21 protein-coding genes and 2 tRNA genes are annotated in these 26,036 nt (G+C 67.9%); 10 read left to right on the top strand and 13 right to left on the bottom strand.

Annotated features, from left to right (window positions below):
* Positions 1-39 precede the first annotated feature (39 nt).
* The 3 genes from ilvN to ilvD form a co-directional block, all read right to left on the bottom strand.
* Entirely contained in the window at positions 40-552 is a 513-nt protein-coding gene (gene ilvN, locus BLV63_RS08105; RefSeq protein WP_066210822.1) for an acetolactate synthase small subunit, read from the bottom strand.
* Between the two features lie 2 nt (positions 553-554).
* Entirely contained in the window at positions 555-2,444 is a 1,890-nt protein-coding gene (locus BLV63_RS08100) for an acetolactate synthase large subunit (protein WP_066210823.1), read from the bottom strand.
* 322 nt (positions 2,445-2,766) lie between these two features.
* The gene (ilvD, locus tag BLV63_RS08095; protein WP_066210827.1) at positions 2,767-4,470 is read right to left on the bottom strand and encodes a dihydroxy-acid dehydratase; all 1,704 of its coding nucleotides are present in this window, start codon (positions 4,468-4,470) and stop codon (positions 2,767-2,769) included.
* Positions 4,471-4,756: 286 nt separating this feature from the next.
* Between ilvD and BLV63_RS08090 the strand changes: the two genes are divergently transcribed.
* A tRNA-Lys gene (locus tag BLV63_RS08090) sits at positions 4,757-4,832 on the top strand.
* 244 nt (positions 4,833-5,076) lie between these two features.
* Here the strand turns inward: BLV63_RS08090 and BLV63_RS08085 are convergent.
* The 3 genes from BLV63_RS08085 to BLV63_RS08075 form a co-directional block, all read right to left on the bottom strand.
* Positions 5,077-5,439, bottom strand: a complete 363-nt coding sequence (locus BLV63_RS08085; protein ID WP_066211916.1) for a TM2 domain-containing protein — start codon at positions 5,437-5,439, stop codon at positions 5,077-5,079.
* A gap of 868 nt (positions 5,440-6,307) precedes the next feature.
* Positions 6,308-6,760, bottom strand: a complete 453-nt coding sequence (locus tag BLV63_RS08080) for a hypothetical protein (protein ID WP_139244668.1) — start codon at positions 6,758-6,760, stop codon at positions 6,308-6,310.
* A gap of 88 nt (positions 6,761-6,848) precedes the next feature.
* Positions 6,849-7,049 (bottom strand): hypothetical protein, encoded by a 201-nt coding sequence (locus BLV63_RS08075; RefSeq protein WP_066210831.1) that lies wholly within the window; start codon positions 7,047-7,049, stop codon positions 6,849-6,851.
* A gap of 298 nt (positions 7,050-7,347) precedes the next feature.
* Here BLV63_RS08075 and BLV63_RS08070 point away from each other — a divergent pair, with 298 nt between their 5' ends.
* The 8 genes from BLV63_RS08070 to BLV63_RS08035 all read left to right on the top strand — a co-directional run bounded on the left by BLV63_RS08070 (position 7,348) and on the right by BLV63_RS08035 (position 17,809).
* Entirely contained in the window at positions 7,348-8,601 is a 1,254-nt protein-coding gene (locus BLV63_RS08070; RefSeq protein WP_066210833.1) for an APC family permease, read from the top strand.
* Positions 8,602-8,725: 124 nt separating this feature from the next.
* Positions 8,726-9,211: a thioredoxin-dependent thiol peroxidase gene (gene bcp / locus BLV63_RS08065; RefSeq protein ID WP_066210836.1), complete on the top strand. Its 486-nt coding sequence runs from the start codon at positions 8,726-8,728 to the stop codon at positions 9,209-9,211.
* Between the two features lie 127 nt (positions 9,212-9,338).
* A tRNA-Leu gene (locus BLV63_RS08060) sits at positions 9,339-9,423 on the top strand.
* Positions 9,424-9,500: 77 nt separating this feature from the next.
* A complete protein-coding gene (locus tag BLV63_RS08055; protein WP_082723995.1) occupies positions 9,501-11,174 on the top strand; it encodes an ABC transporter substrate-binding protein in 1,674 nt (557 codons plus the stop codon).
* A gap of 78 nt (positions 11,175-11,252) precedes the next feature.
* Positions 11,253-12,764 carry a malate:quinone oxidoreductase gene (locus BLV63_RS08050; protein ID WP_066211920.1) on the top strand — a complete coding sequence of 504 codons (1,512 nt, stop codon included), beginning with the start codon at positions 11,253-11,255 and terminating at the stop codon, positions 12,762-12,764.
* Positions 12,765-12,891: 127 nt separating this feature from the next.
* Positions 12,892-16,119, top strand: a complete 3,228-nt coding sequence (locus BLV63_RS08045; protein ID WP_066210837.1) for an efflux RND transporter permease subunit — start codon at positions 12,892-12,894, stop codon at positions 16,117-16,119.
* An 86-nt stretch (positions 16,120-16,205) separates the two neighbouring features.
* Positions 16,206-17,339 (top strand): LLM class flavin-dependent oxidoreductase, encoded by a 1,134-nt coding sequence (locus tag BLV63_RS08040; RefSeq protein ID WP_066210839.1) that lies wholly within the window; start codon positions 16,206-16,208, stop codon positions 17,337-17,339.
* Positions 17,336-17,809, top strand: coding sequence for a MarR family winged helix-turn-helix transcriptional regulator (locus BLV63_RS08035; protein ID WP_066210843.1), 474 nt, complete (start codon positions 17,336-17,338; stop codon positions 17,807-17,809). The genes BLV63_RS08040 and BLV63_RS08035 overlap by 4 nt, the downstream gene beginning before the upstream one ends.
* A gap of 100 nt (positions 17,810-17,909) precedes the next feature.
* Here BLV63_RS08035 and BLV63_RS08030 read toward each other — a convergent pair whose 3' ends face one another.
* Together BLV63_RS08030 and BLV63_RS08025 are read right to left on the bottom strand one after the other, a co-directional pair.
* The gene (locus BLV63_RS08030) at positions 17,910-18,767 is read right to left on the bottom strand and encodes a hypothetical protein (protein WP_066210845.1); all 858 of its coding nucleotides are present in this window, start codon (positions 18,765-18,767) and stop codon (positions 17,910-17,912) included.
* A 2-nt stretch (positions 18,768-18,769) separates the two neighbouring features.
* Positions 18,770-19,369, bottom strand: a complete 600-nt coding sequence (locus BLV63_RS08025) for a papain-like cysteine protease family protein (RefSeq protein WP_066210847.1) — start codon at positions 19,367-19,369, stop codon at positions 18,770-18,772.
* Between the two features lie 214 nt (positions 19,370-19,583).
* Between BLV63_RS08025 and BLV63_RS08020 the strand changes: the two genes are divergently transcribed.
* Entirely contained in the window at positions 19,584-20,111 is a 528-nt protein-coding gene (locus BLV63_RS08020) for a GtrA family protein (protein WP_082723996.1), read from the top strand.
* Positions 20,112-20,141: 30 nt separating this feature from the next.
* Here BLV63_RS08020 and BLV63_RS08015 read toward each other — a convergent pair whose 3' ends face one another.
* Genes BLV63_RS08015 through BLV63_RS07995 form a run of 5 tightly spaced genes read right to left on the bottom strand, consistent with a single transcriptional unit; the run spans position 20,142 to position 26,020 of the window.
* Positions 20,142-21,299 carry a cysteine desulfurase family protein gene (locus BLV63_RS08015; protein WP_066210850.1) on the bottom strand — a complete coding sequence of 386 codons (1,158 nt, stop codon included), beginning with the start codon at positions 21,297-21,299 and terminating at the stop codon, positions 20,142-20,144.
* Positions 21,296-22,198 (bottom strand): carboxylating nicotinate-nucleotide diphosphorylase, encoded by a 903-nt coding sequence (nadC, locus tag BLV63_RS08010; protein ID WP_066210853.1) that lies wholly within the window; start codon positions 22,196-22,198, stop codon positions 21,296-21,298. The genes BLV63_RS08015 and nadC overlap by 4 nt, the downstream gene beginning before the upstream one ends.
* On the bottom strand, positions 22,195-23,952 hold the full coding sequence (locus tag BLV63_RS08005; RefSeq protein WP_082723997.1) for an L-aspartate oxidase: 1,758 nt from the start codon (positions 23,950-23,952) through the stop codon (positions 22,195-22,197). The genes nadC and BLV63_RS08005 overlap by 4 nt, the downstream gene beginning before the upstream one ends.
* Positions 23,949-25,262 carry a quinolinate synthase NadA gene (gene nadA / locus BLV63_RS08000; RefSeq protein ID WP_066210858.1) on the bottom strand — a complete coding sequence of 438 codons (1,314 nt, stop codon included), beginning with the start codon at positions 25,260-25,262 and terminating at the stop codon, positions 23,949-23,951. The genes BLV63_RS08005 and nadA overlap by 4 nt, the downstream gene beginning before the upstream one ends.
* Positions 25,259-26,020, bottom strand: a complete 762-nt coding sequence (locus BLV63_RS07995) for an NUDIX hydrolase (protein ID WP_066210860.1) — start codon at positions 26,018-26,020, stop codon at positions 25,259-25,261. The genes nadA and BLV63_RS07995 overlap by 4 nt, the downstream gene beginning before the upstream one ends.
* Positions 26,021-26,036: the final 16 nt, after the last annotated feature.

The following is a 26,036-nucleotide window of genomic DNA, read 5'->3' as shown; positions in this document are numbered from 1 at the left end:
CTTGGAATGGTGGGGGTGGAACGGTGTCTCGTGTGGGATTCAGGCGGACCGCAGAGCGCGGTCACTCATGGAGCGGGGTCCCCGTCCAACGGCCAAGGTGCCGGACTGCACAATCTCGCGGATGCCGAAGGGCTCCAGGACTGACAGCAGTGCTGTGATCTTCTCCGGATGACCGGTGGCCTCGATGATCAATGAGTCGGTGGACACATCGACCACGGAAGCGCGGAACAGGTCTGCGGCTTGGGTGACCTGCAGACGCGTTGCGGCATCGGCCCGTACTTTGACCAGGATATGGTCGCGCTGCACGGAAGCGTCGCTCGTGAGCTCTACGATCTTGATCACATTGATCAATTTGTTGAGCTGCTTGGTGACCTGCTCGATGAGGTCGCCTTCCGCCTCGACCACCGCGGTGATGCGGGACGTGCCCGGCACCTCCGTGGGGCCGACGGCGAGGGAATTGATGTTGAAGGCCCGGCGGGCGAAGAGGCCGGAGACGCGCGTGAGCACGCCGGGCTTGTCCTCCACCAGCACGGAGAGAGTGTGACGGCTCATGATCAGTCCTCTTCTTCCCACTCGGGGGTCATGTTCCGGGCGACCTGGATCTGGTCATTGCTCACGCCGGAGGGCACCATCGGCCACACCATGGCGTTGGGGCTGACCACGAAGTCGATCACGACGGGGCGGTCGTTGATCTCCAGGGCCTTCTGGATGGTGGCGTCGATGTCCTCTTCCCGCTCACAGCGCAGCGCGGCGCAGCCGTAGGCGTCGGCGAGCTTGACGAAGTCCGGGATCCGGACGGTGTCGTGGCCGGTGTTGAGGTCGGTGTTCGAGTACCGGCCTTCATAGAACAGGGTCTGCCACTGGCGGACCATGCCCAGCGAGGAGTTGTTGATGATCGCGACCTTGATCGGGATGTTGTTGATGGCGCAGGTGGCGAGTTCCTGATTGGTCATCTGGAAGCAGCCGTCGCCGTCGATGGCCCAGACCACGCGGTCCGGATTGCCGACCTTGGCGCCCATGGCGGCCGGGACGGAGTAACCCATGGTGCCGGCGCCGCCCGAGTTCAGCCAGGCGTGCGGGCGCTCGTACTTGATGAACTGCGCGGCCCACATCTGGTGCTGACCGACGCCGGCCACGAAGACGCCCTCGGGGCCGGTCAGCTCGCCGATCCGCTGCAGCACGCGCTGCGGGGCGATCAGGCCGTCCTCCGGTTCGGTCCAGCCGAGCGGGTAGGTCTCCTTGAGGTTGTTCAGGAACGCCCACCAGGCGCCGAGGTCCGGCTTGCCGTTGGCCTCGAAGTAGGCCCGGAGGACCTCGGTCAGCTCGGGGATGATCTCCTTGACGCTGCCCACGATCGGCACATCCGCGGTGCGGTTCTTGGAGATCTCCGCAGGGTCGATGTCCGCGTGGATGACCTTGGCGTTCGGAGCGAAGGTCTTCAGCACGCCGGTCACACGGTCGTCGAAGCGGGCGCCCAGCGTGATGAGCAGGTCCGCCTGCTGCAGCGCGGTGACGGCCGACACCGAGCCGTGCATGCCGGGCATGCCGACGTGCTGAGGGTGGGAGTCCGGGAAGGCGCCCTTGGCCATGAGGGTGGTGACCACGGGGGCGCCGCTCAGCTCGGCGAGTTCCTTCAGCTCTTCACAGGCATGGCCTTTGATCACGCCGCCGCCCACGTAGAACACGGGCTTCTTGGCGGCGCCGATCAGCTTGGCGGCCTCGCGGAGCTGCTTGCTGTGACCGCGCAGCACGGGACGGTATCCGGGCAGGTCGATCTTCGGCGGCCAGGAGAACATCGTCTTGGCGACCTGGGCGTCCTTGGCGAAGTCCACCAGGACGGGGCCGGGACGGCCCGTGGAGGCGAGGTGGAAGGCCTCGGCCATGACCCGGGGGATCTCGTCCGGGTCCGTGACCAGGAACGAATGCTTGGTGATCGGCATGGTGATGCCGACGATGTCCGCCTCCTGGAAGGCGTCCGTTCCGATCACGCCACTGCTGACCTGACCGGTGATGGCGACCATCGGCACGGAGTCCATGTGGGCGTCCATGATGGCGGTGACCAGGTTGGTGGCGCCAGGGCCGGAGGTGGCGATGCACACGCCCACCTCTCCGGTGACCATGGCATAGCCCTGCGCGGCGTGGCCGGCTCCCTGCTCGTGACGGACCAGGATGTGATTCAAACTGGAAGCCATCAACGGGTCGTAGGTGGGCAGGATGGCACCACCGGGCAAACCGAAAATGTCCTTGACGCCGAGTTCTTCGAGCGAGCGGACGAGTGCTTGTGAGCCGGTCATCTCCGTTGGGGGTACAACGTTGTTCGGCCCGAGGACAGGAGAGAGGGCCGCTGCGTCATCGGCAGCGGTGACGGCGCGCTCGGACTTTTCCGCGTTCTTCGCGGACTTTGCAGCCAACAGCGTGGGGCTGATGGGCGATCCTTTGCTCATCGGACTCTTCCTCGTTGGTGCCCCGTTCGGGGCGATTTCGGATGGATGACTGGCCGTGACGTCTTTAGCAACAAAAAAACCCCTCAGCCGTGAGGCTCTTCGAGGGGTTGCGCGTGACTGACCGTTACCAGCTTGGCTTATGCCACGCGCTTGGTAAGGACTACGACGATCACGGTTTCAGTCATGGCTACAGTGTTCCCCGTGGCGCGATTTAGTGTCAACTGCTGGACGCCTCGTCTCACAATGTGGACGGCCGCGTCCGGCATGCGGGCATGGCGACGACGGCGGCGGCTCACCGCCGTCGTCGCTGCGAGCGCGTGGGCTAGCCGCAGTACGCCCCCGTGGACGCCGAATTGACCAGCTTCGCGTACTTCGAGAGGACGCCCGTGGTGAAGCGCGCCGGGAGCGGCGCCCAGCCGACCTTGCGGGCCGCGAGCTCCTCCTCGTCCACCAGGAGATCGAAGGACCGGGCGGCGATGTCCACACGGATCCGGTCGCCGTCCTTGACGAAGGCGATCGGTCCGCCGTCGACGGCTTCCGGCGCGACGTGTCCGATGCAGAGGCCCGTGGTGCCCCCGGAGAAGCGTCCGTCCGTCAGCAGCAGCACGTCCTTGCCGAGGCCCGCGCCCTTGATCGCTCCGGTGATGGCGAGCATCTCGCGCATGCCGGGGCCTCCCTTGGGTCCCTCGTAGCGGATGACGACGACGTCGCCCTTCCGGATCTCGCCGCGGTCCAGCGCGTCGAGGGCGCCCTGCTCCCGCTCGAAGACGCGGGCCGTGCCTTCGAAGATGTCGGCGTCGAAGCCCGCGGTCTTCACCACGGCGCCCTCCGGGGCGAGCGAGCCGTGCAGGATGGTGATGCCACCTGTCCTGTGGATCGGGTTGTCGAGGGCCCGCAGGATCTTCCCGTCCACGTCCGGCGGGTTGATCGCTTCCAGGTTCTCGGCCACGGTGCGGCCGGTGACGGTGAGGCAGTCGCCGTGGAGGAGGCCGGCGTCGAGCAGCGCCCGCATGATGACTGGCACGCCGCCGATCCGGTCGACGTCGGTCATCACATAGCGGCCGAACGGTTTGAGGTCGCCCAGGTGGGGCACCTTGTCGCCGATGCGGTTGAAGTCGTCCAGCACCAGATCGACTCCGGCCTCCCGCGCGATCGCGAGAAGGTGCAGCACCGCGTTGGTCGAGCCGCCGAAGGCCATGGTGACGGCGATGGCGTTCTCGAACGCCGGCTTGGTCATGATGTCCCGTGCGGTGATGCCCAGCCGCAGGAGATTGACCACGGCTTCACCGGAGCGCCGCGCGAAGTCGTCTCGACGGCGGTCGGCCGACGGCGGCGCTGCGGAACCGGGCAGGGACATCCCGAGTGCTTCGCCGATGCACGCCATGGTGTTCGCCGTGTACATGCCGCCGCAGGCGCCCTCCCCCGGACAGATCGCGCGTTCGATCCGGTCCAGGTCGCCTTTGCTCATCCGGCCCGCGGCACAGGCGCCCACAGCCTCGAAGGCGTCGATGAGGGTGACCTCCTTCTCAGAGCCGTCCTCCAGACGCACCCAGCCGGGCATGATGGAGCCCGCGTAGAGGAAGACGCTCGCCAGATCCAGGCGCGCAGCGGCCATCAGCATGCCCGGGAGGGACTTGTCGCAGCCGGCGAGGAGCACCGAGCCGTCGATCCGCTCGGCCTGCATCACCGTCTCCACCGAATCCGCGATCACCTCGCGGGAGACGAGCGAGAAGTGCATCCCGTCGTGACCCATGGAGATACCGTCCGAGACCGAGATCGTGCCGAACTGCATCGGGAACCCGCCTCCGGCGTGCACGCCTTCCTTCACCGCCAGGGCGAGACGGTTAAGCGACAGATTGCACGGGGTGATCTCATTCCACGAACTCGCGACGCCGATCTGCGGCTTCGCGAAGTCCTCGTCGCCCATGCCGACGGCGCGGAACATGCCGCGCGCCGGAGCCGCGTGGATGCCGTCCGTCACCACCCGGGAACGCGGCTTGATGTCTGGAGTGGGTTCTGCGGTCATGGCATCCTCCGTCGCTCGGGAGCCAGGGCCCAGCGGGCAGGCCCGGCACGTTGCGGCCAGTCTATGACGTGCCTCACAGAATGACACCGGACGAGTTCCTGGCGGTCTGATTGCGACAGCGCATGCCATCCACTCCCCCGGAAAACCGGGCCGGAATGGCCTGCGGGACCGCTCCGAGGCGCCCCGGAGGCCCCGATTTCACTTTTGCGGAAAACTCCAGTAGAGTTCTTACTCGTTGCGGGGAACGCAGACGGGAAGAAAAGCCCGGCTGAGAAGCCACAACGATGCACCTCTAGCTCAACTGGCAGAGCAATTGACTCTTAATCAATGGGTTCCGGGTTCGAGTCCCGGGGGGTGCACCAACGAGTCCCGCTCGATCTGCTGAAAGGCAAGATCGGGCGGGACTTTTTCGTGCCCGGTCCTGGTCAGCTCCCACGGAAATGCCACGTAAATCCGAAGGGGTTCGAGGAAGGTCCCAACACCCCAGGCTGCCTGGAGGAGGCGGGCCCGCAGTCACCTTTGACTGAGTCCCCAACGAACACTTGAGCCACTGCCAGCGGCTCCACGTCACACCGGCGCCCTCGGCTGAGCGTCGATCACGGGGCGTCAGGCCGCTCCGGGTTGGTCCTGGATGGAGAACGCCGGCTTGTCAGGCACCGCAGGGGTTTCCAGGCCAGCGCCGAACCCGTTCACCGCACCGATGATGACGCCGGCGATGATCACCACCGAGGAGACGATGATCGCCGTGGTCTTGTGACGCCCGTAGCCGCGGAGCTTGAGCCCTTGCTTGTCGGTCTGCTCATCCCCCAGGACAAGAAACAGGTCGATCAGGATCCAGGTTCCGAAGCCGCCGAGCGTGATGAGTTTGAGGATGCCCGTACCGGCCTTGCCGAGATAGAAGCGATCCGCTCCAACACCACCCAGGACGAGGGCAAGGAGCCACGTGATGACGAAAGACTTCGGGCCCACGGGGTGATCGTGTTCCGCCGGCCCACCGTGGGCATGCGGCGGCTGGGGCTGTGGATACTGCATCGTGGTCCTTCAGGGGTCGAGCGAGGTGGCTGGTGTTCCCGTACCGGCCGTCCTGAAATCATAAGGGTGCGTTCGCGGGGTGCAGGGCTGCACCCGCTCGATGGACTTCGTCCCGGCCTTGAGCCGCAGGGGCAGCAAGCAGAAGCACCCCCGGTCCAGCGATAGACCGGGGGTGCTATGGCAGTATCCGGCTCAGCTGGGTCGCCGCCTGGAGAACAGTCGAGTCGAGATCGCCCATCCAGCAAGGAGGTCGGACCGAAACCCGAGCACCAGCCCCTGAGCAGGACAGAATGAAACCAGCATTCCGCAGTTACTTGACAGCGTTGCGAATGCGGGATTGCATGACACTCGTTTGAGCAACATCTGCTGTGACTCCACACGAGGGCAGGACAGCGGCTTCACCCGTTGCTGCTCCTCGTCATCCGCCAGGGAGCCGCGGCCCCTGTCGCCGGCGAGCGGCTGCCCCCATCACACAGCGCGATGAAACGTACGCATCTCACGATCAAAGGCCGGGCACACGTGTTTCTCGCTCCGGCCGCCACACCAGCGAGACAGGATTGAAGACATGGGTGGAGTGCAGGGAAATGAGGTCATGGCATGGAGCATTTTCGGGACCATCGTCCCAGCTCTACTGCCGACCATCACCATCATCATCGTCGGGGTCCTCATCCTGCGGCGCTTGCCCAGGAAATAGCGCAGCGACGACGGCGCATTCACGTCGCCTCCCGGGATCTCTCACCCTGCCGGCCGAGGGCTTCCTCAAGTCGGAGTCCCTGCCGGGTCAGGACCACCGCGATCGACAGCCTCACCCCGCGTGCGCCCGCACCAGGTCCGCTTCCTTGACCAGCACTCCGTTCTCCGCGCTCGTCAGGCCGTACAGCATCGTCCCCGGCGCGGCGTCGACGGCGAGCGCCTCCACCTCGTCCCACAACGGCCGGCACATCCGGCACTCCCCGTGCGCAAGATAGTCCGCCGGGACCCAGAAGGACACGAACGGATCGTCCGCGAAGCGGACCTTCAGCAGGATGCCCGCCGTGTAGGGCGACGACGCGGAGAACTGACCGAGGAACTCCACTTGCGGGCTCATCCCCCGGTCCGCTGCGGTCCGGTGCCCGAGCCGAGCGAACGGCAGGTACACCGCTCCCCCGGACAGGATGTGGTCGACGGCGGCCAGCACTTGGGGGCTGAGTCCGTCGCGATGGTCGCCGGTGAGGCGATGCGTCGACGGAAGACGGTGGATGAAAGAGAGGGTGCTCACGATGTGCCGCCTTCTGGTGTGGTCCGGGTCGATATGCAACGATTCGGAGCCCCGCCTGAAGGCGGATTGGAAACACCTGGGATCGGAGCTATTCCCGGGCCGACCCCCGCGGTGGCGGTTCGCGACGGTCGCGCCACAACCAGCCCACGATGACCACGACGGCCAGCACCGAACTCGCCGTCACCAGCCCGATCTTCCACCCCGGGCTGTGGTCCGACAGCGCGTTGGACACCGCCAGGAAGATGAACAGTGAACCTTGCCAGAATGCGACCTTCTTGCAGTAGCTCATCGTGGTCCTCCCCCTGACTCTCCGGCCGCGCCCACTCCGGGGCGTGGCGCTTTCCGCGCGTCGCGTGCAAGTCGGCCCGACGGCGTCGTGCGCACGGTGCAATGTCCTGACGTGATGCGATGTCCTGACGTGAACCGTCCTCCAATCCAAGCACGCCACCGTGACGGGCGGTAGTCACAGACCACGGCGCGCATTCGCCCCGGGATGCGCCCCGCAGCGAGAGCGTGCAACGATCTGTGGGGAAGGCACGGAGCCGACCTCCGCCTCCTGAGCGACGACATCTGAGAAGGAACCCCGCATGAGTGAGACCCCTGCGCTGGCACGCCGTCTCGGCACCGTCGACGCCGTGCTGATCGGGCTCGGGTCCATGATCGGCGCGGGCGTGTTCGCCGCCTTCACCCCGGCGGCCGCCGCCGCGGGTTCGGGTCTGCTGATCGGGCTGTTCGTGGCCGCATTCGTGGCCTTCTGCAATGCGAGTTCGTCGGCGCAGCTCGCCGCGGCGTATCCGGCCTCGGGCGGCAGCTACCTCTACGGCAGGGAGAGGATCGGACCGTGGGCCGGCTTCCTGGCCGGCTGGGGATTCGTGATCGGCAAGACCGCGAGCGCCGCCGCCATGGCCATGACCTTCGCCGCGTATGTCGCCCCGCCGGGCTGGGAGCGCCCTGTGGCCATCCTGGCGGTGATCGCACTGGCCGCGGTGAACTACCACGGCATCACCCGGACCGCTCGGCTGACCCTCATTCTCATGGTCCTCGTCCTGGCCGCGCTGACCATCATCGTCGCCGCCTGCTGGACGGGTTCCTCCCCCGATCCGGGCAAGATCGCCGGAGAGGGACTCCTGGCCCACGGGTGGTATGGCATCCTGCAATCAGCGGGGCTACTGTTCTTCGCGTTCGCCGGATACGCCCGGATCGCGACCCTGAGCGAGGAGGTCCGCGAACCCCGGCGGACCATCCCCCGTGCCATCCTCATCGCCCTGGCCGTGACCGCCGTCGTGTACGCGGGGGTGGCCGTCACGCTGCTCACGACGCTCGGGCCGTCCGGCGTCGCCGCGGAGCCCGCGCCGCTCGCCGCGGCCGTCGCGTCCGGAGACGCCGGATGGGCGACGCCGGTCGTGCGCGCGGGCGCGGCGGTCGCCGCGCTCGGAGCACTCCTCGCCCTCATCGCCGGTCTCGGACGGACGAGTCTGGCGATGGCCCGGGAACACGACCTGCCGCACTGGCTCGCTGCCGTGCACCCCCTGTACCGGGTGCCGCATCGCGCCGAAGTGACGGTCGCCGTCGCGATCTGCGGGATCATCGCGGTGGCCGACCTCCGCGGGGCGATCGGCTTCTCGTCCTTCGGAGTGCTCATCTACTACCTCGTGGCCAACGTGGCGGCGTTCACCCAGAACGGCGCCGACCGACGGTACCCCCGCGTGTTCCAGGTGCTCGGAGCACTGGCCTGCGTGGCACTGGCCGCGACTCTTCCGTTGCCGTCCGTCGTGGCAGGGGCGGCGGTCTTCGCCGTCGGCATCGTCCTGCGAGGAATCCGGCTCGCCCGGGCCTCCTGAAACCGCGCCCACGGCGCCCCGGCTGATTAGGGCGGCCCCGGCCCGGACTTATAGGCTGAAAGACACCGACGGCCCCGCTCAGCCGGCTGCCCGTCCCCGGATCACCGTCCCAAGGAGGAGACCCTTGCCCACGTCCAACACCACCCGTCTCACGCCGGGAACCCCGGCGCCGGACTTCACGCTGAAGAACGCTCAGGGCGAGGACGTCACCCTCTCCTCGCTCCGGGGCCGGCGGGTCATCCTCTTCTTCTACCCCCAGGCGGACACCCCGGCGTGTGCGCAGCAGGCCTGCGACTTCCGCGACAATCTGGCGCGCTTCGGCGCGGAGGGCTACACGGTCCTGGGCATCTCCCCGGACCCGGTGGACAAGCTCGCCGCCTGGGACCAGCGGGAGCACTTCGGTTACACGATGCTCGCCGACGAGGGCCACCTCGTGGCGGACCGCTACGCCGTGTGGGGCGAAAAGCTCAACTACGGCAAGCCGTACCAGGGGATCATCCGCAGCACCTTCGTGATCGACGAGGACGGCAACGTCGCGGTGGCCCAGTACAACGTGCGCGCCAAGGGCCACGTGGCCAAGCTGCGCCGGGACCTCAAGCTCCCCGCCTGAGCCGGCGCGGGTCCTGATGCGGTGGCCAGGGCCGCCGCATCAGGACCCACATCACGCAATTCGCTGAGCCGACTCCCCGGCGATTGCGTCTAGACTTGAGCGTGGCGTTCAGCGCCGCACAGCACCAGCGCGAGTGGTGAAATTGGCAGACACGCAGGATTTAGGTTCCTGTGCCTTCGGGCGTGTGGGTTCAAGTCCCACCTTGCGCACCAGTGACACAGCATGACCCCAGAACACCAAGCAGTCCACGGGCCGCCGGACAGCCGGCGGCCTTTCCACACGTGAGGTGATGAAGCCAGTGGCCCCAGCCCGCTCCGTCCGTGTTCCGCGCACGCGGCGCCTGCTGGCGGCCGCAAGCGCCGCCGTCGTCCTTCTCAGTGGCTGCACGTCTCCCGTGACGCCCGAGCCGAGCACGAGCTCCTCCTCGGCTCCCACCAAGGCCTTCCGTTTCGGAACGCCGGCTCCGCCCGTGGGACTGGACCCCGCCCTCACCTCCGATCTGGAGTCCTACCGGGTGACCCGGCAGGTGCTGGAGGGCCTCCTCACCGTCGACGCCATCACGGGCAAGCCCGCGCCGTCGCTCGCCACCGAATGGAAGGCGTCCGACGACGGCCTCCGCTACGACTTCACCCTGCGCCAGGGCGTGACCTTCCAGGACGGGACACCGTTCAACGCTCAGGCGGTCTGCACGAATTTCCAGCGCTGGTACAAGCTCAGCCCGGCTCTCCGCAAGGAGAGCAGCGCCACCTTCGGCACGATCTTCCGCGGCTACTCGGACGAGCCGGCCAAGTCCATCTACCGCGGCTGCACGGCCGGGGACGCCCACCACGTCTCGATCGACCTGTCGGAACCCTTCACCGGCTTCCTCCAGGCCCTGACGATGCCGTCGCTCGCGATCTCCTCACCCAAGGCCCTCGCGCAAGGGAAAGCCGACTCGCTCACGCAGACCAAGGCCGGCACCAAGGTGTCCACGTATGGCACCCACCCGGTGGGCACCGGCCCGTTCCAGTTCACCTCCTGGAACGAATCCGAGGTCACGCTGAGCTCCAACCCGCACTACTGGGGCGACCGTGGCGAGATCGGCACCGTGACGTTCCGCGTCATCTCGCACCCCGAGGTGCGCCGCGAGGCTCTCGACAAGGGCGAGATCGACGCCTACGACAACATCACGGTCGACACCATGGAGGCGCTGGTCAAGAAGGGCCAGCAGGTGGTCCAGCGCGACCCGTTCTCCGTGATGTACCTGGGCATGAACCAGTCCGTGGCCCCGCTGAACAATCTCAAGGTCCGGCAGGCCATCGAGTACGCCGTGGACAAGAACACGATCGTGCGCCGCTTCTACCTGGACGGCACCGCCCAGGCGACGCAGTTCGTCCCGCCGCGGCTGTCCGGTTTCAACAACGGCGCCCCGGCACTCGGCTACGACCCGAACAAGGCCAAGGCCCTCCTCAAGGAGGCCAATTACGACGGCAAGCCCATCCCGTTCTACTACCCGGTCAACGTGACCCGGGCGTACCTGCCGTCCCCGGAGAAGGTGTACGCCGAGATCGCACGCCAGCTCACCGCCGTCGGGCTGGTGATCAAGCCGGTGCCCGTCCCGTGGACGGAAGGCTACGCGCAGAAGGTGACTTCGGCCGGAAACCACGGACTTCATCTCTTCGGCTGGAACGGTTCCTACGCCGATCCGGACAACTTCCTCTCACCGCTTTTCGGGTCCACGCGCAGTGAGTTCGGTTACACCGACGCAGACGTATTCAAGGACATCGCCCGGGCCCGCACCCTCCCCGACGGCGACGAGCGCTCGACGCTCTACCGCTCCATCAACGAGCGGATCGCCAAGGCACTGCCCGCCCTGCCCATCGCCTATCCGATCTCGGCTCTGGCGATGTCGGACCGCGTCGTGAGCTACCCTTCGTCCCCCGTTCTGAACGAAGTCTTTTCGAAGGTAAAACTCAAAGGATAACTCCCAGGGGCAATTTTTGATAGAGACCGCCAGGGGATATTCTGCTACTGCCCAATGTTGCTGCAATCGGAGTTCACTGTGACCTTCATTTCCAAGACTTCCTCCGCCGACGTCGTCCTCATCGGTGGAGGCATCATGAGCGCCACCCTCGGTGCGTTCCTCAAGCAGCTCCAGCCGGACTGGTCGATCGTGCTCTACGAGCGCCTCGACCAGGCGGGCCTGGAAAGCTCCGACCCCTGGAACAACGCGGGCACCGGCCACTCCGCCTTCTGCGAGCTGAACTACATGCCGCAGGCCAAGGACGGTTCCGTGAACCCGGCCAAGGCGCTCGGCATCGCCGAGGGCTTCCAGCTCTCCCGCCAGTTCTGGTCCCACCTGGTGTCCGAGCAGCTCATCGGCTCCCCCAAGGGCTTCATCAACACCGTGCCGCACATGAGCTTCGTCCTCGGTGACGAGCACTCCGATTACCTCAAGAAGCGCTACGAGGCCCTCAAGCCGCACCCGCTCTTCTCCACCATGGAGCACAGTGAGGACGCCGCGGTCATCGGGGGCTGGGCACCCCTGGTGATGGAAGGCCGTCAGCCGGGCCGCTTCGCCGCCACTCGCGTGGCCGAGGGCACCGACGTCGACTTCGGCGCCCTGAGCCGCGAACTCACCGCGTACCTGGAACGCTCCGGCGTGGAAGTCAACTACTTCCACGACGTCACTGACCTGGAGCGTCTCTCCTTCGGCCGGGGCTGGAAGGTCTCCACCCGCCACCTGGGCTCGAACGAACGCGGCAGCATCGACGCGAAGTTCGTGTTCGTGGGCGCCGGCGGCGGCGCCCTGCACCTGCTCCAGGCCTCCGGCATCCCCGAGTCCAAGGGCTACGGCGGATTCCCGGTGTCCGGCAAGTTCTTCCGCTGCACCGACGAGACCGTCACCGCGCAGCACAACGCCAAGGTCTACGGCCAGGCCTCCGTGGGCGCCCCGCCCATGTCCGTGCCGCACCTCGACACCCGCTACGTGGGCGGCCAGCGCTCCCTGCTGTTCGGCCCGTACGGCGGCTTCTCCACCAACTTCCTCAAGAACGGCTCCTACTGGGACCTCCCCGGCAGCGTGCGCCCCAACAACATCGTGCCGATGCTGGGCGTCGCCAAGGACAACCTGGACCTGGTCGCGTACCTCGTCAAGGAGGTCACCAAGAGCCACGGCGCCAAGGTCGAGGCCCTGCGCGAGTACTACCCCGAAGCCGACGGCGACAAGTGGGAGCTCATCACGGCCGGCCAGCGCGTGCAGATCATCAAGAAGGACCCGAAGCGCGGCGGCGCCCTGCAGTTCGGCACCGAGGTCATCACGAGCCGGGACGGCTCGATCGGCGCCCTGCTCGGCGCCTCCCCCGGAGCCTCCACCGCGGTCCCGATCATGCTCGAGCTCCTCAAGCGCTCCTTCCCCGCACAGTTCAAGGGCTGGGAAGGCAAGATCAAGGAGATGCTGCCCGGCTACGGCGTGCGCCTGAATGACAACCCGGAACTGGCCCGCGAGCTGGCCACCCACACCGCCACCGTGCTCCAGCTGGACGAGGCGAACACCGTCAGGACCGCACAGTAAGATTGCCCTCAGCAACAGTGTTTGGCAGCGCGGGTCCTTGAACCCGTGATGAACCCCCGCCCTGTGGCGGGGGTTCTCTGCATTCACGGCCGAGTCCCGCACTGACCGTTCCTGCTCAAGGAGTACCGTGTTCCGCCTCTCCCAGCTCTCCCTCGCCAACAGGGCCCTGATCGCGCTGATCACGGTGTTCGCCGCGGTGTTCGGCGTCATCACGATGGGCTCCCTCAAACAGGAGCTCATCCCGTCGATCGAGTTCCCCCAGATCTCCGTCCTCAGCACCATGCCGGGCGCCTCCGCTGAAGTGGTGGACAAGCAGGTGGGCGAGCCCCTGGAGCAGGCTCTGGGCGGCGTGGAGTCGGTCGAGTCGACCACCTCCACTTCTCGCAGCGGCGTCTCCACGGTCAGCCTCAAGTTCGCCTACAGCACCAATCTGGACCGGGCCCGCAATCAGGTGGACCGCGCGATCTCCAGCGCCAAGCGGAACCTGCCCGCCGACGTCGACCCCCAGTCCTATGCGGGCAACATCAACGACTTCCCGGTCGTCTATCTGGCCGTGTCCTCGGACCAGCCGCTGAGCGTGCTCAGCGAGCAGCTGAACCGCCTGAGCGTGCCGCGCCTGCTCAAGCTCGACGGCGTGCGCGGCGCCGAAGTCAGCGGCGCCACCGGCCAGTACGTCTCGATCCTGCCCCGGGCCGGAGCGCTCGCCCAGCGCGGTCTGAGCGCCCAGTCGATCCGCCAGGCGCTCAAGGACAACGGCTCGGTCATCCCGGTCGGGACCATCACCGAGCAGGGCAAGGAGCTGTCACTCCAGGTCGGGACGCGCGTCGACACCCTGGACGCCGTGAAGGCGCTGCCGCTCACGGGCGCCAACACCCCCACCACGATCGGCGACATCGCCCAGGTCCAGCTCAAGGACAACCCCGCCACCTCCATCACGCGCACCAACGGCGTGCAGACGCTGGCGCTGTCCGTCACGAAGAAGCCCGAAGCGGACACCGTGGCGCTCTCCCACGCCGTGCGGGACGAGATCCCGGCCCTGCAGGACGAACTCGGCCACGGCGCCAAGTTCACCTCCGTCTTCGACCAGGCGCCCTTCATCGAGAAGTCCATCAAGGACCTCACCACGGAAGGCCTCCTGGGTCTCGGATTCGCCGTGGTCATCATCCTGCTGTTCCTGCTCTCCGTGCGGTCCACGCTGGTCACGGCCATCTCGATCCCGCTCTCCCTGCTCATCACCTTCATCGGTCTCGGGGCCGCGAAGTACTCGCTCAACATCCTGACCCTCGGCGCCCTGACCATCGCGATCGGGCGCGTGGTGGACGACTCGATCGTGGTGATCGAGAACATCAAACGGCACCTCAGTTACGGCGAGGACAAGAAGACGGCCATCCTGACCGCCATCCGCGAAGTCGCCGGCGCCGTGACGGCCTCCACCCTCACCACGGTGGCCGTGTTCCTGCCGATCGCGTTCGTGGGCGACATCGCGGGCGAGCTGTTCCGGCCGTTCGCCCTCACGGTCACCATCGCCCTGCTCGCCTCGCTCTTCGTCTCCCTCACCATCGTCCCTGTCCTCGCGTACTGGTTCCTGAAGTCGGGGAACGTCCAGGGCCGCGAGCAGGCGGAGATCGAGCGGGAGGCCCACGCGAAGGAGGAGCGCTCCTGGCTCGCCCGTGGCTACGTCCCTGTCCTGCACGCCACGCAGCGCCATCCCGTCGTCACCCTGGTCTCGGCGGTCGTGATCCTGGTGGCGACGTTCGCCATGACACCCCTGCTGCCCACCAATCTGCTGGGCGACTCGGGCCAGAACAGCTTCACCATCCGGCAGTCCCTTCCCGCGGGCACCACGCTGGACGATTCCAGCAAGGCCGCTGCGAAGGTGGAGAACGCGCTCAAGGACGTCGACGGCGTCAAGGACGTCCAGGTCATCCTCGGCAACGCCGGGACCGGGTACGGCGCCATGGTCTCCAGCGGCTCCTCCGACGCCAACTTCACGGTGACCACGGATGAGAAGAAGAACCAGCTGAAGCTCCAGGACGCCGCACGGGCCAAGCTCACCGACCTGAAGGACGCGGGCAAGCTCACGATCGGCTCACAGCAGGGCGGCTTCGGCAGCTCCAACACGGTGGACGTGACCATCCGCTCGGGCGACTCCGACGCCCTCGCCAAGGCCTCCCAGCAGCTCGTCACGGCCTTCGGCGACGTGCCGAACACGACCTCCGTGACCAGCAACCTGGCGTCCTCCTACCCTGTGGTCCAGGTGGAGGTGAACCGGGCCAAGGCCGCGGCGCTGGGTCTGTCCGAGCAGCAGATCGGCGGCCTGCTGGCCAGCGCGTCCAACCCGCCGCTCGATGTGAAGCTGCGCCTCGGCGTCACGGACTACTCCGTCCGCGTGGGCGAGGCCCAGCCGTTCCGCAGCATCCAGGAGCTCAAGGACAGCAAGATCCCGGGCACTCCCCTGACGCTCTCCGCGGTGGCCGACGTCAAGCAGGTCAACGTGCCGTCCAGCATCACCAGCAGCAACGGCCAGCGCACCGCCGTCGTCTCGGTCACCCCGGACGGCAGCAACCTGGGCGCGGTCAGCACGGAGGTGCAGAAGCGTCTGGCGTCCATCAACCTCCCGGCCGGCACGACAGCGGCGGTCGGCGGCGCGACGACGCAGCAGGCCGACTCCTTCCGCCAGTTGGGGCTGGCGCTGCTGGCCGCCGTCGCGATCGTGTACGTGATCATGGTGGCGACGTTCAAGTCCTTGGTCCAGCCGCTCATCCTGCTCGTCTCGATCCCGTTCGCCGCGACGGGCGCCATCGGCCTGCTCCTCGTGTCCCGCGTGCCGCTCGGCCTGCCGTCCCTGATCGGCATGCTCATGCTCGTGGGCATCGTGGTCACGAACGCGATCGTGCTGATCGACCTCATCAACCAGTACCGCAGGCCTGAGCCGGGCCGTGAGGCGATGTCCGTGGCGGACGCGATCGAACACGGCGCCCGCCGCCGTCTGCGGCCGATCCTCATGACGGCGGCCGCCACGGTGTTCGCCCTGACCCCGATGGCGCTCGGCCTGACGGGTGGCGGTGGCTTCATCTCGCAGCCGCTGGCGATCGTGGTGATCGGCGGTCTCGTGTCCTCCACGCTCCTCACCCTGGTCCTGGTGCCGGTCCTCTACCGCCTCGTCGAGGGGCGGAGGGAACGGCGTCAGGAACGGAAGCAGGAGCACCACCGGCACGTCGCCGTCCAGGACTGGCTCGTTCACCCTGGACTGACCTGGGGAATCTCCGCACGATCCGGCCCGTCCGGGGCCTCGGCAGCACGCCGGCGCCCCGGACGGGCCGCTCCGTTCCGGCTCCGGATCCCCCGGGAATAGATCCTGACCCTCCAGCGCTGACACGAGTGAAATTAGATGCAAATGCATATAATTTGGTAGAGTTGGACGTGGCCAAGGAGGCAGCAATGCAATTCGGAATCTTCACCGTGAGTGACATCACCACGGACCCCACCACGGGCACCACCCCCACGGAGCACGAGCGCATCAAGGCGACGGTCGAGATCGCCAAGAAGGCCGAGGACGTGGGCCTGGACGTGTTCGCACTCGGCGAGCACCACAACCGCCCGTTCTTCTCCAGCTCCCCCACCACCACGCTGGCGTACATCGCGGCGCAGACGGAGAAGCTCATCCTCTCCACGTCCACCACGCTCATCACCACGAACGACCCGGTGAAGATCGCCGAGGACTTCGCGATGCTGCAGCACGTGGCCGACGGCCGCGTGGACCTCATGCTCGGCCGCGGCAACACCCCGCCGGTCTACCCCTGGTTCGGCAAGAACATCCAGGACGGCGTGAACCTGGCGATCGAGAACTACAGCCTGCTCCGCGAGCTGTGGGACAAGGACATCGTCAACTGGCAGGGCAAGTTCCGCACCCCGCTGCAGAACTTCACCTCCACCCCGCGCCCCCTGGACGACGTGGCGCCGTTCGTCTGGCACGGTTCCATCCGCACCCCGCAGATCGCCGAGCTGGCGGCCTACTTCGGTGACGGCTTCTTCGCCAACAACATCTTCTGGCCGAAGGAGCACTTCCAGCGGCTGATCGCCCTGTACCGCGAGCGCTACGAGCACTACGGGCACGGCACGGCGGAGCAGGCCATCGTGGGTCTCGGCGGACAGTTCTTCATGCGCCGGAACTCGCAGGACGCCGTCCGCGAGTTCCGCCCGTACTTCGACAACGCCCCCGTCTACGGCCACGGCCCGTCCCTGGAGGACTTCACCTCGCAGACGCCGCTCACCGTGGGCAGTCCGCAGGAGGTCATCGAGAAGACCCTGAGCTTCCGTGAGACCTTCGGCGACTACCAGCGTCAGCTCTTCCTGGTGGACCACGCCGGTCTCCCGCTGAAGACGGTCCTGGAGCAGCTGGACCTGCTCGGTGAGATCCTGCCGGAGCTCCGCAAGGGCTTCGCCGAAGGCCGTCCCGCCACCGTGCCGGACGCCCCGACGCACGCCTCGCTCGTGGCCGCCAAGGAGGCCAAGCAGGCCGAGGGTGAGGGCGCGGGCCAGGACGAACCGGCCGGGCAGGTCGCGACGTCATGACCAAGGCACCGCACGTCCGCACGGCCGCCGCCACCTGGGAGTCCCTCTTCCGGGCCCAGGTGGCGGTCATGCGGCGCCTCAATGAGGCTCCCGCCTTCCGTCAGGTCGGCGTGTCCCACAAGGTCAGCGTGAAGGAGTACGACGTCCTGTTCACGCTCAGCCGCTGCCCGGAGGGCTGGCTGCGCCTGCACGAGATCAACGATCGCGTGCTTCTCAGCCAGTCGAGCCTGAGCCGACTGGTGGAGCGCCTGCAGAACCGGGGGCTGATCGAGCGTCAGACCGCGCCGGACGACGGCCGGGGCATCCTGATCCGCCTCACGCCGGAAGGCCGCGCGGTGCAGAAGGAGATCGGCCGGGCGCACGTCCGGGACATCGCCGCCGTCGTGGGCCCGGCGCTCAGTGAGGACGAGATGACCGAGCTCATGCGCCTGACCGAGAAACTGCGGCAAGGGCTCGGGCACCCGGAGTAGTGCGGTGGGGGCTGAAAAGATGGGTGGTGGCCGGAGAGATACTCTCCGACCACCACCCTTTTCATACGGCCCACTCAGCGGTCAGCACTGACACCCATTGTCAGGACCGGACCGACCGGCGACGCATCATCACCAGCCCGACCCCCGCACCTGCCAGCGCCGCTGCTGTTCCCCCCGCGGCAAGAGCTGCTTGATCTCCCGAGGTCGCGGCCGCTCCTCCCTCCGGCGCTGCGGATCCGAGAGACGAAACCCCCACGCTGCCTTTGGCATCGAAACCACCTGCCGCTCCGCCGCGATCGTAAGTACTCCCCGGCAGCTTGTCGCCGTAGCTTGAGGCGACTTTGTGCTGATATGCGGTCAGACTCATCGGCGCCGTCCCGATGGACTCCACCGCCGAATGACTCAGCGCACGAACCTGGTGACCGGATACCGCGTACCAGGCGCCGATCTGCGGCTCGAACAGGAGCTCCCCGCCCTTAGCCAGCGCCGCCATCCGCTGCTCAGTGTCGCCGCTCGCCACATTGACCGGCTTCCACGCGCCTGAAGCGTCCGGTGCGGTGAACAATGTCTGATGTGCGGCTCCCTGGTCGGCGGTGAACGCGACGTACCAGAGCTTCCCCGCATCCTGGGACGCACCTCTGACGAAGTCCGGGTTGAGGGCGAAGACCGGGATCGCAGTAGGATCTACAACCACCGACCGATGGGCTGCCGACGATGCCACATCCGCGCCTACCACACCTTGGGCCCCAGAAGCCGTCGTGCCACCCTGCGCGGCCAGCGAATGCTGGAGGAGAGCCGTGGCCTCGGGCGACACGGCAGCGGCTCTCGCTTTGTCCTGGTCCCCCGACCCGAGTGGCGATGCTTGTGCGGCGTTGCCGCCTGCGAGGGCCGCGGCGGCAAGCGCAGGGACAGCCATCATGCGAAGAGCGACACGGCCTGTGCGATCAATGTTCTTCATGGTCAGGCCCCGATTCCGTAGAGAGAGTGCGTCCAAGTGAATTCGCTATTGCTCGTGTACCAGGAGTACGTCGAGGTGTTGATGCGCTGATCGTCAGGCCAGGGATCGTGGTACTGAACGGTACTCGCCGACGCGTCATAACCGATCAGCGTCATCATGTGCCCCCCGCCGGAAGCCCAGACAATACGGGTCATGACCGGACGGTTGGATCCGATTTCGCTCTGCACCTTGCTGAAGGCGACGGTGCCTGTGATGTAGGTGCCAGCCGAGATGCCGATGGTCTTGAAGGCGGTCTGATCGTTAGCCAGCGTGGCTTGGTTGTTGGGACAGTCGACGCTCAGCGCATTTCCGAACGCCATGTCGCAGAACTGGTTCTGCGAATACTGCTTGTACCCGAAGTAGTTGGCAACACTGTTGCCCGTGGCAGCCCAGCACCAGTTGGTCTGCTCCTGAGTCTGACCAGTGTAATTGAGGTACCAGGAAGTGGGCGCCGCTTGGGCCGCCGGCGCCCCCAACAATCCAAGAGATGAAGTGAGGACAGCCGTCAGCAGCGACGCCGACAGTGTCAGGGTCTTGCGAATTCCAGGGAATAACGATTTCACGCAAACTCCTCTCGGCGCCGCCAGCGGCGCTGATGTTCTGGATCATGACCCGTTAAGAATTACTGACAAATCTTGTCAACACAAGAGAAAAGTCGGTAAATGTCCAACAATTTCTCGGCCCGGGTTCGGTGACGGCATCGGCGGGTCAGGAAATACCCAGCCACCGCACAGCAATCCACCGGCACGCCACAGGGTGCCGTGAAAGACTGAGGCCATGAGCAGCAGGACCACCGGGACCGTCGGACGAACGGCCGCCGCTGAACCCGTCCCCGGGTCGGCGGCCGTCGCCGTCGCCACGGAGACCGGAGCCGCGTCCACTGAGCGGCGTACGACGGCGGCCTCCCGCCTCTGGGGCCAGATCGGCCGGTTCACGGTGGTCGGCGTCCTGTGCACGGCGGCGTCGATCGGACTGTACGCGTTGCTGCGCCCCTCCGTCGGACCCCAGTGGGCCAACGCGCTCGCCCTGGTCTCGACGTCGATCCTCAACACGGCCCTGAACCGCGCCGCCACGTTCCGCATCCAGGGTGGACAGGGCGCCGCCCGGGATCACGCGCGCGGGCTCCTCGTGATGGGCATCGCCTGGGTCATCACGGCCTCCAGCCTGGCGCTGCTGCACTGGGTCCAGCCGCAGGCGACCGTCACCGAGGAACTCTGGACCACCACCCTGGCCGGGTTCCTCGCCACAGTGGTCCGCTTCACCCTGTTCCGGCAGTGGATCTTCCGCCGCGCACGGAACGCGTGAACGCGGAGCCAAAAGCTCCCTGAGCCGGCCTCAGACGGTTCCGGCGCCGAGACGGCCGAGGATCTCCCCTACAGCTCGCGCCGTGATCTCGAGGTCCTCGTCGCTCGTGTCCCGCGGCAGGCTGAAGCGCACCGCCGTGAGCGCGACGTCCGCGGGAAGGCCCATGGCTGTCAGGACGGCGGACGGCTCACTGGAGCCGGCTGCGCACGCCGAGCCGCTCGAACACACGATGCCCCGTCGCTCCAGTTCCAGCAGGATCGTCTCCCCCGCCACGCCGGGGAAGCAGAATGAGGCCGAACCGGGAAGCCGGTTCACGGGATCACCCGTGAGGACCGCGCCCGGGACGGCGTCCTGGACGGCACGGATGAAGCGGTCGCGTCGACCTTCCGCGGCGGCGCCGTCGGCGGAGCGGCGTTCCGTCTCCGCCAGTTCCAGCGCGGTCGCGAACGCCACTGCCCCCGCCACGTCCTCGGTGCCGGAACGGCGGTCCCTCTGCTGGCCGCCGCCATGCAGGAGCGGCTCGAAGGGGGTCCGGGCCTTCAGGACCAGCACGCCGTTGCCCTTGGGCGCGCCCAGCTTATGACCTGCGAGCGACAGCGCGGCGACACCCAGCTCCCGCACATCCAGCGGCAGTGCTCCGGCCGCCTGCACGGCGTCACTGTGCAGCGGGACGTCTGCCTGATGCGCGAGGTCCGCCAGGGCCGGGATGTCCTGGACGGTGCCCACCTCGTTGTTCGCGTACATGACGCTCGCCACCGCCGTGCGTTCCCCCAGGAGCGCGGCGAACTCCTCGACGAGGACCACGCCCTGGTGGTCCACCGGGGCGACATCCACCGTGAAGCCGTGCACCCTGGCGAGATACGCCGCCGATTCCGTCACCGCGGGATGTTCGATCGCGCTGATCAGGACACGGTCGAACCGGGGATCGCGGGCCCGGCGGGCGAGGGCGATGCCCTTCAGCGCCGCGTTGTCGGCTTCCGTTCCGCCGGAGGTGAAGAGCACCTCTGCGGGGCGGCAGCCGAGCACGGCGGCCACCCGGCGTCGAGCGTCCTCCAGGACCGCCCGGGCGCTTTCGCCCACTTCGTGGTGGCTCGCCGGATTGCCGAACGTCCCGGACAGGACCGGCCAGATCGCCTGCAGCACCTCGGGGCGGACCCGGGTGGTGGCTGCCGCGTCCAGGTAGATCACGGCGTGCCCTGAGGGTGGATGTCGATGTCGAGGCCCAGGTCCAGATTGGCGACGCTGTGCGTGATCGCGCCGGAGGAGATGATGTCCACTCCGGTGGCCGCGATCGCCGCGATGGTGTCGAGCCGGACGTTGCCGCTCGCCTCCACGAGCGCCCGACCCGCCACCCGGCGCACGCCCTCGGCGAGGTCCTCGAGGGAGAAATTGTCCAGCATGATGGTGTCCACGCCTGCGGCCAGCACGGGTTCGATCATCTCCAGCCCGTCGACCTCCACCTCCAGATGCACCGTGTGGCCCAGGCGGGACTTGCCGTCCAGGAGCGCCTGGGTGATCTTCCCGGAGTCTCCGCCGGTGAGGACCGCCAGGTGGTTGTCCTTCACCATGACCGCGTCGGACAGACTGTAGCGGTGATTGTGCCCGCCGCCGCAGCGCACGGCGTACCGTTCGAGGTTCCGCAGGCCCGGCGTCGTCTTGCGGGTATCCACCACCCGCGCACGCGTCCCGGCCACCGCCGCCACGAGCTCCTGAGTGGCGGTGGCGATCGCGCTCATCCGCTGCATCAGATTCAGCGCGATGCGCTCGCCCAACAGCACCGACCGTGCCGGGCCCTCGATCACGGCCAGCCGGTCCCCCGGCTCGAACGGCTCGCCGTCCTCCACGAGCGCCGTCACCCGGACCCGGGGATCGACCAACGCGAAGACCCGCTGCACCACGGGTCCTCCGCTCAGCACGCCAGGAACCCGGGCCCGCACGACCGCCTGTGCGGTGGCGGCGAGCGGGATGAAGGCCTCACTGGTGAGGTCTCCGTGGGCGGCGTCCTCCTCGAGCGCGGTCAGGATGACCCGGTCCAGGGCCCGTTCATCCGGGCCTGCCAAGAACCCGGTGGTCAGCGTCTGGTTCATGCGGTGGGGATCCTTCCGGAAGGCGAGGAGACGACGACGGCGCGCGGCTCGGCGCGCCAGTTGAGGTGCCGGGGGTCGGCGGGCCGCCCGTCCGGGGCGTCCGCGCGGAAATGAGCGCCGACGCTGACCTCACGGGAGAGGGCTCCCGCCACGAGGACCCGGGCGGCGAGAAGACTGTGCCGGAATGCCGGGGTGTCGGTGCGGGCAAGCCAGTCGTCCAGCACGGACGCGGCGCGGGACAGCCCTTCCGCAGTGCGGGACATGCCGGCCTCCGCGGTCATGAGCTGCTGCAGCGCCTCCAGCCCGGGGGCCACAAGGCGCGGCACGGTGCTGGCGGGCACTGCCACGCCGCCCGCTGTGTCCTCGCTGACGGTCGTCACGGGCAGCTCCACGGCACGCACCGGGAGACTGCGAGCGGACCACGGGATCACCGCGGCGCCGCCGTCCCCGGCCCGCTCCTCGACGAGAGCCTCGATGGCACGGCGGGCGAAGACCAGACCTTCCAGCAGCGAGTTGGAGGCGAGCCGGTTCGCACCGTGCACCCCGGTGCAGGCCACCTCGCCGGCGGCCCAGAGTCCGGCAAGGGAGGTCCTGCCCCAGAGGTCCGTGGCGACTCCGCCCATCCAGTAGTGAGCGGCGGGAGCCACCGGGACGGGTTCGCGCTCCCAGTCGATCCCCGCGAGCGCCAGGGCCGCGCTGATGCTCGGGAAACGGCGCGCCAGGAATCCCCGGCCCTCGCGTTCCACGATCGGCCGGGCATCCAGGAAGACCGCGCCGTCCGGGATGCCGCGCCCGGCGAGGTGCGCGGCGACCGCCCGGGAGACCACATCGCGAGGGGCGAGCTCGGCCAGAGGGTGAAGATCCGGCATGAAACGGCGGCCCTCGTCATCGAGGAGCACGGCGCCCTCACCGCGGACGGCTTCGGACACCAGCCAGCCGTCCTGGGCCTGGCCCGGGAGCCGCAGCGCCGTCGGATGGAACTGCAGGAATTCGGCGTCGGTGACCACGGCCCCGGCCTCCAGCGCCAGACCCACGCCCTCCCCCAACGCCCCGGACGGATTGGTGGTCCGGGCGAAGAGGCGCCCGGCTCCCCCGGTGGCCAGCAGCACGCCCTCGGCCGTCAGCTCGTGGCGCATGCCGTCCCGTTCGAAGACGACGCCACGGACCCTGCCGGCGTCGCGGGCGTCAGTCAGCAGTGCCGTGGCCCACGCGTTCTCCACCAGGCTGACTCGTCCGGCCAGCACCTGCGCGATGACGGCCGACACCAGGGCGCGTACGATCCCTGCTCCGGTGGCGTCCCCGCCCACATGGAGGATCCGGGGGTGGGAGTGCGCGGCTTCCAGGCCGAGCGCCGGATCACCGGACGGCCCGGCGTCGAAGCGCACGCCGAACCGTTCCAGATTCAGCACGTCCTCCTGGGCGCCCGAGCAGAGGATGCGGACGGCCTCCGGATCGCACAGCCCGGCGCCGGCGGCCAGCGTGTCGCGGACGTGGGCCTCGACCGAGTCCCCGGGGGCCCGGCGGGCCTCGTCCAGCACGGCGCAGATCCCGCCCTGGGCCGCGAAGCTGTTGCTGGCCTCCAGCTCGCTCCGGGTCAGGAGCACCACGGGGATCCCGGCTTCGGCGGCGAGCAGGGTGGCGTAGAGGCCGGCGATCCCGGCCCCCACCACGGCGAGGCCCGCGGACGGCGCGCGACCGGCGGACTGCGGCGTGGCGGCGTCGTCGGCACTGGGAAGGTCCGGGCGGGCTGTCATGGCCGTGCCGCCAGCATCCGTTCCAGGGCGACGCGGGCGCCCTGCTGCACGGCGTCGTCCACGACGATCTGGTTCACGACCCGGCCCTGCACCAGTTCCTCCAGCACCCAGGCCAGGTAGGCGGGGTGGATGCGGTACATGGTGGAGCAAGGGCAGATCACCGGGTCGAGGCAGAAGATCGTGTGCTGCGGGTACTCCGCGGCGAGCCGGTTGACCATGTTGATCTCGGTGCCGATGGCGAAAGTCGTGGGTTCGGTGGCGGCCGCGACGGCCTTCCTGATGTGGTCGGTGGATCCGGCCGAATCCGCCGCGTCCACCACCTCCATGGGGCATTCGGGGTGGACGATCACGGTCACGCCCGGGTGGTCCTGACGGGCCTTTTCGATCTGCGCGACGGTGAAGCGCTTGTGCACCGAGCAGAAGCCCTGCCAGAGGATGACTTCGGCCTCCTCCAGGGTGGCCTCGCTGTTGCCGCCGAGATCCTTCCGCGGATTCCACAGGGGCATGTGCTCGAGCGGCACGCCCATGGCCTTCGCCGTGTTGCGGCCCAGGTGCTGGTCCGGGAAGAACAGGACCCGCTGCCCGCGCTCGAAGGCCCATTCCAGGACCGTCGCGGCGTTGGAGGAGGTGCAGACGATCCCGCCGTGCTCGCCGCAGAACGCCTTGAGCGCGGCCGAGGAGTTCATGTAGGTGACGGGGATGACCGGGAGCCTGCCGTCGGCATCCGGCGCGGTGCCGTAGATCTCCTCGAGCTGCTCCCAGCAGTCCTGCACGGAGTCGATGTCCGCCATGTCCGCCATGGAGCAGCCGGCCGCCAGGTTGGGGAGGATCACGGCCTGGCGGTCCGTGGAGAGGATGTCTGCGGTCTCGGCCATGAAGTGGACCCCGCAGAAGATGATCGCCTCCGCCTCGGGCCGGGTCAGGGCCGCGTTCGCGAGCTGGAAGGAATCCCCTACGAAGTCGGCGTATTTGACCACTTCATCGCGCTGGTAGAAGTGCCCCAGGATGACCGCCCGGTCCCCCAGCGCCTCCTTGGCGGCCAGGATGCGGCGGTCGAGCTCGGCGTCGCTCGCCTGCTTGTACTCCGCCGGGATCTCGCCCTGCCGGGGCGTGCTCGCGGGCGCGATGTCGGCGCTTGAGGCGCCCGGCCCGTACGCGGGAACGCCACGTGCGGCCTCGGCGGCGTCATACTCCCAGGGCCCGCTGGCCAGTTCGGTGCTGCACGTGCTCTGCCCGGCGGCCCGGGACAGCGCCGCGCTCTCGGCCTGCTCGCGGGTCAGGAGCTGAATGGTGGCGTTGACACTGCTCATGAGGGGTTCCTTGCTGTGTTCGGTGCTGTCCGGGGAGTGCTCGACGGCGCGGGGCCGGTGTAGCGGTAGAGGCGCGGCGGGCGGTGCTTGCCGCCCTGGAGGTAGCGGTCGCTGGGTTCGATGCCGACGGCGTTCGTGACGTGGCGGCGGAAGTTCGCAGGATCGAGAGGCTTGTCGAGGACGGCCTCGTAGACCTCCCGCAGCTGGGCCAGCGTGAAGTACTCGCCGAGGAAGTGGAACGCGATCGAGGCGTACTCCATCTTGTTGCGGAGCCGCCAGAGGGCGTAATCCACGATTTCCTGGTGGTCGAAGGCGAGGTCCGTGACCTTGTCCGCCCGGAACCAGCGGACGTTCTCCTCTTCGCCGGGCAGCTCGGCCTCTTCCGGCTGGACCAGCGCCCAATAGACGATGCTCACCACACGCTGGGCGGGTGACCGGTGCAGACCGCCGAAGGCGTAGAGCTGCTCCAGGTACCGCGGGGCGAGACCGGTGGTGTCGAGAAGGTTGCGCGAGGCGGCCTCGGGCAGCGATTCATCGTGCCGGAGAGGACCGCCAGGGAGTGCCCACTGTCCCTTGAACGGCTCCCGGATCCGGCGGACCAAGGGAAGCCAGAGCGTCGGACGACCGGAGGTCTCGCTGGGTTTCAGCGCGAAGATGACCGTGGAGATCGCCAGCCCGGGCGCTGCGAGGCGGCGCTCCTCCACGTTGCCGACCGGATTGGCCTGCACGGGAACCGTTAGGGGCTGCCACTGATCCATCGCCGCTCCTTCCCGC

The organism is Arthrobacter woluwensis (assembly GCF_900105345.1).
Taxonomy (GTDB): domain Bacteria; phylum Actinomycetota; class Actinomycetes; order Actinomycetales; family Micrococcaceae; genus Arthrobacter_E; species Arthrobacter_E woluwensis.
Note: the sequence above shows the minus strand (reverse complement) of the source record. Positions and strands in the feature narration are given on the sequence as shown.

Bases quoted from the DNA above. Each gene is read 5' to 3' on its own strand.
- ilvN (WP_066210822.1), bottom strand. From the start codon at position 552: ATGAGCCGTCACACTCTCTCCGTGCTGGTGGAGGACAAGCCCGGCGTG.
- BLV63_RS08100 (WP_066210823.1), bottom strand. From the start codon at position 2,444: ATGAGCAAAGGATCGCCCATCAGCCCCACGCTGTTGGCTGCAAAGTCC.
- ilvD (WP_066210827.1), bottom strand. From the start codon at position 4,470: ATGACCGCAGAACCCACTCCAGACATCAAGCCGCGTTCCCGGGTGGTG.
- BLV63_RS08075 (WP_066210831.1), bottom strand. From the start codon at position 7,049: ATGAGCTACTGCAAGAAGGTCGCATTCTGGCAAGGTTCACTGTTCATC.
- BLV63_RS08070 (WP_066210833.1), top strand. From the start codon at position 7,348: ATGAGTGAGACCCCTGCGCTGGCACGCCGTCTCGGCACCGTCGACGCC.
- BLV63_RS08055 (WP_082723995.1), top strand. From the start codon at position 9,501: ATGAAGCCAGTGGCCCCAGCCCGCTCCGTCCGTGTTCCGCGCACGCGG.
- BLV63_RS08040 (WP_066210839.1), top strand. From the start codon at position 16,206: ATGCAATTCGGAATCTTCACCGTGAGTGACATCACCACGGACCCCACC.
- BLV63_RS08035 (WP_066210843.1), top strand. From the start codon at position 17,336: ATGACCAAGGCACCGCACGTCCGCACGGCCGCCGCCACCTGGGAGTCC.
- BLV63_RS08030 (WP_066210845.1), bottom strand. From the start codon at position 18,767: ATGAAGAACATTGATCGCACAGGCCGTGTCGCTCTTCGCATGATGGCT.
- BLV63_RS08020 (WP_082723996.1), top strand. From the start codon at position 19,584: ATGAGCAGCAGGACCACCGGGACCGTCGGACGAACGGCCGCCGCTGAA.
- nadC (WP_066210853.1), bottom strand. From the start codon at position 22,198: ATGAACCAGACGCTGACCACCGGGTTCTTGGCAGGCCCGGATGAACGG.
- BLV63_RS08005 (WP_082723997.1), bottom strand. From the start codon at position 23,952: ATGACAGCCCGCCCGGACCTTCCCAGTGCCGACGACGCCGCCACGCCG.
- nadA (WP_066210858.1), bottom strand. From the start codon at position 25,262: ATGAGCAGTGTCAACGCCACCATTCAGCTCCTGACCCGCGAGCAGGCC.
- BLV63_RS07995 (WP_066210860.1), bottom strand. From the start codon at position 26,020: ATGGATCAGTGGCAGCCCCTAACGGTTCCCGTGCAGGCCAATCCGGTC.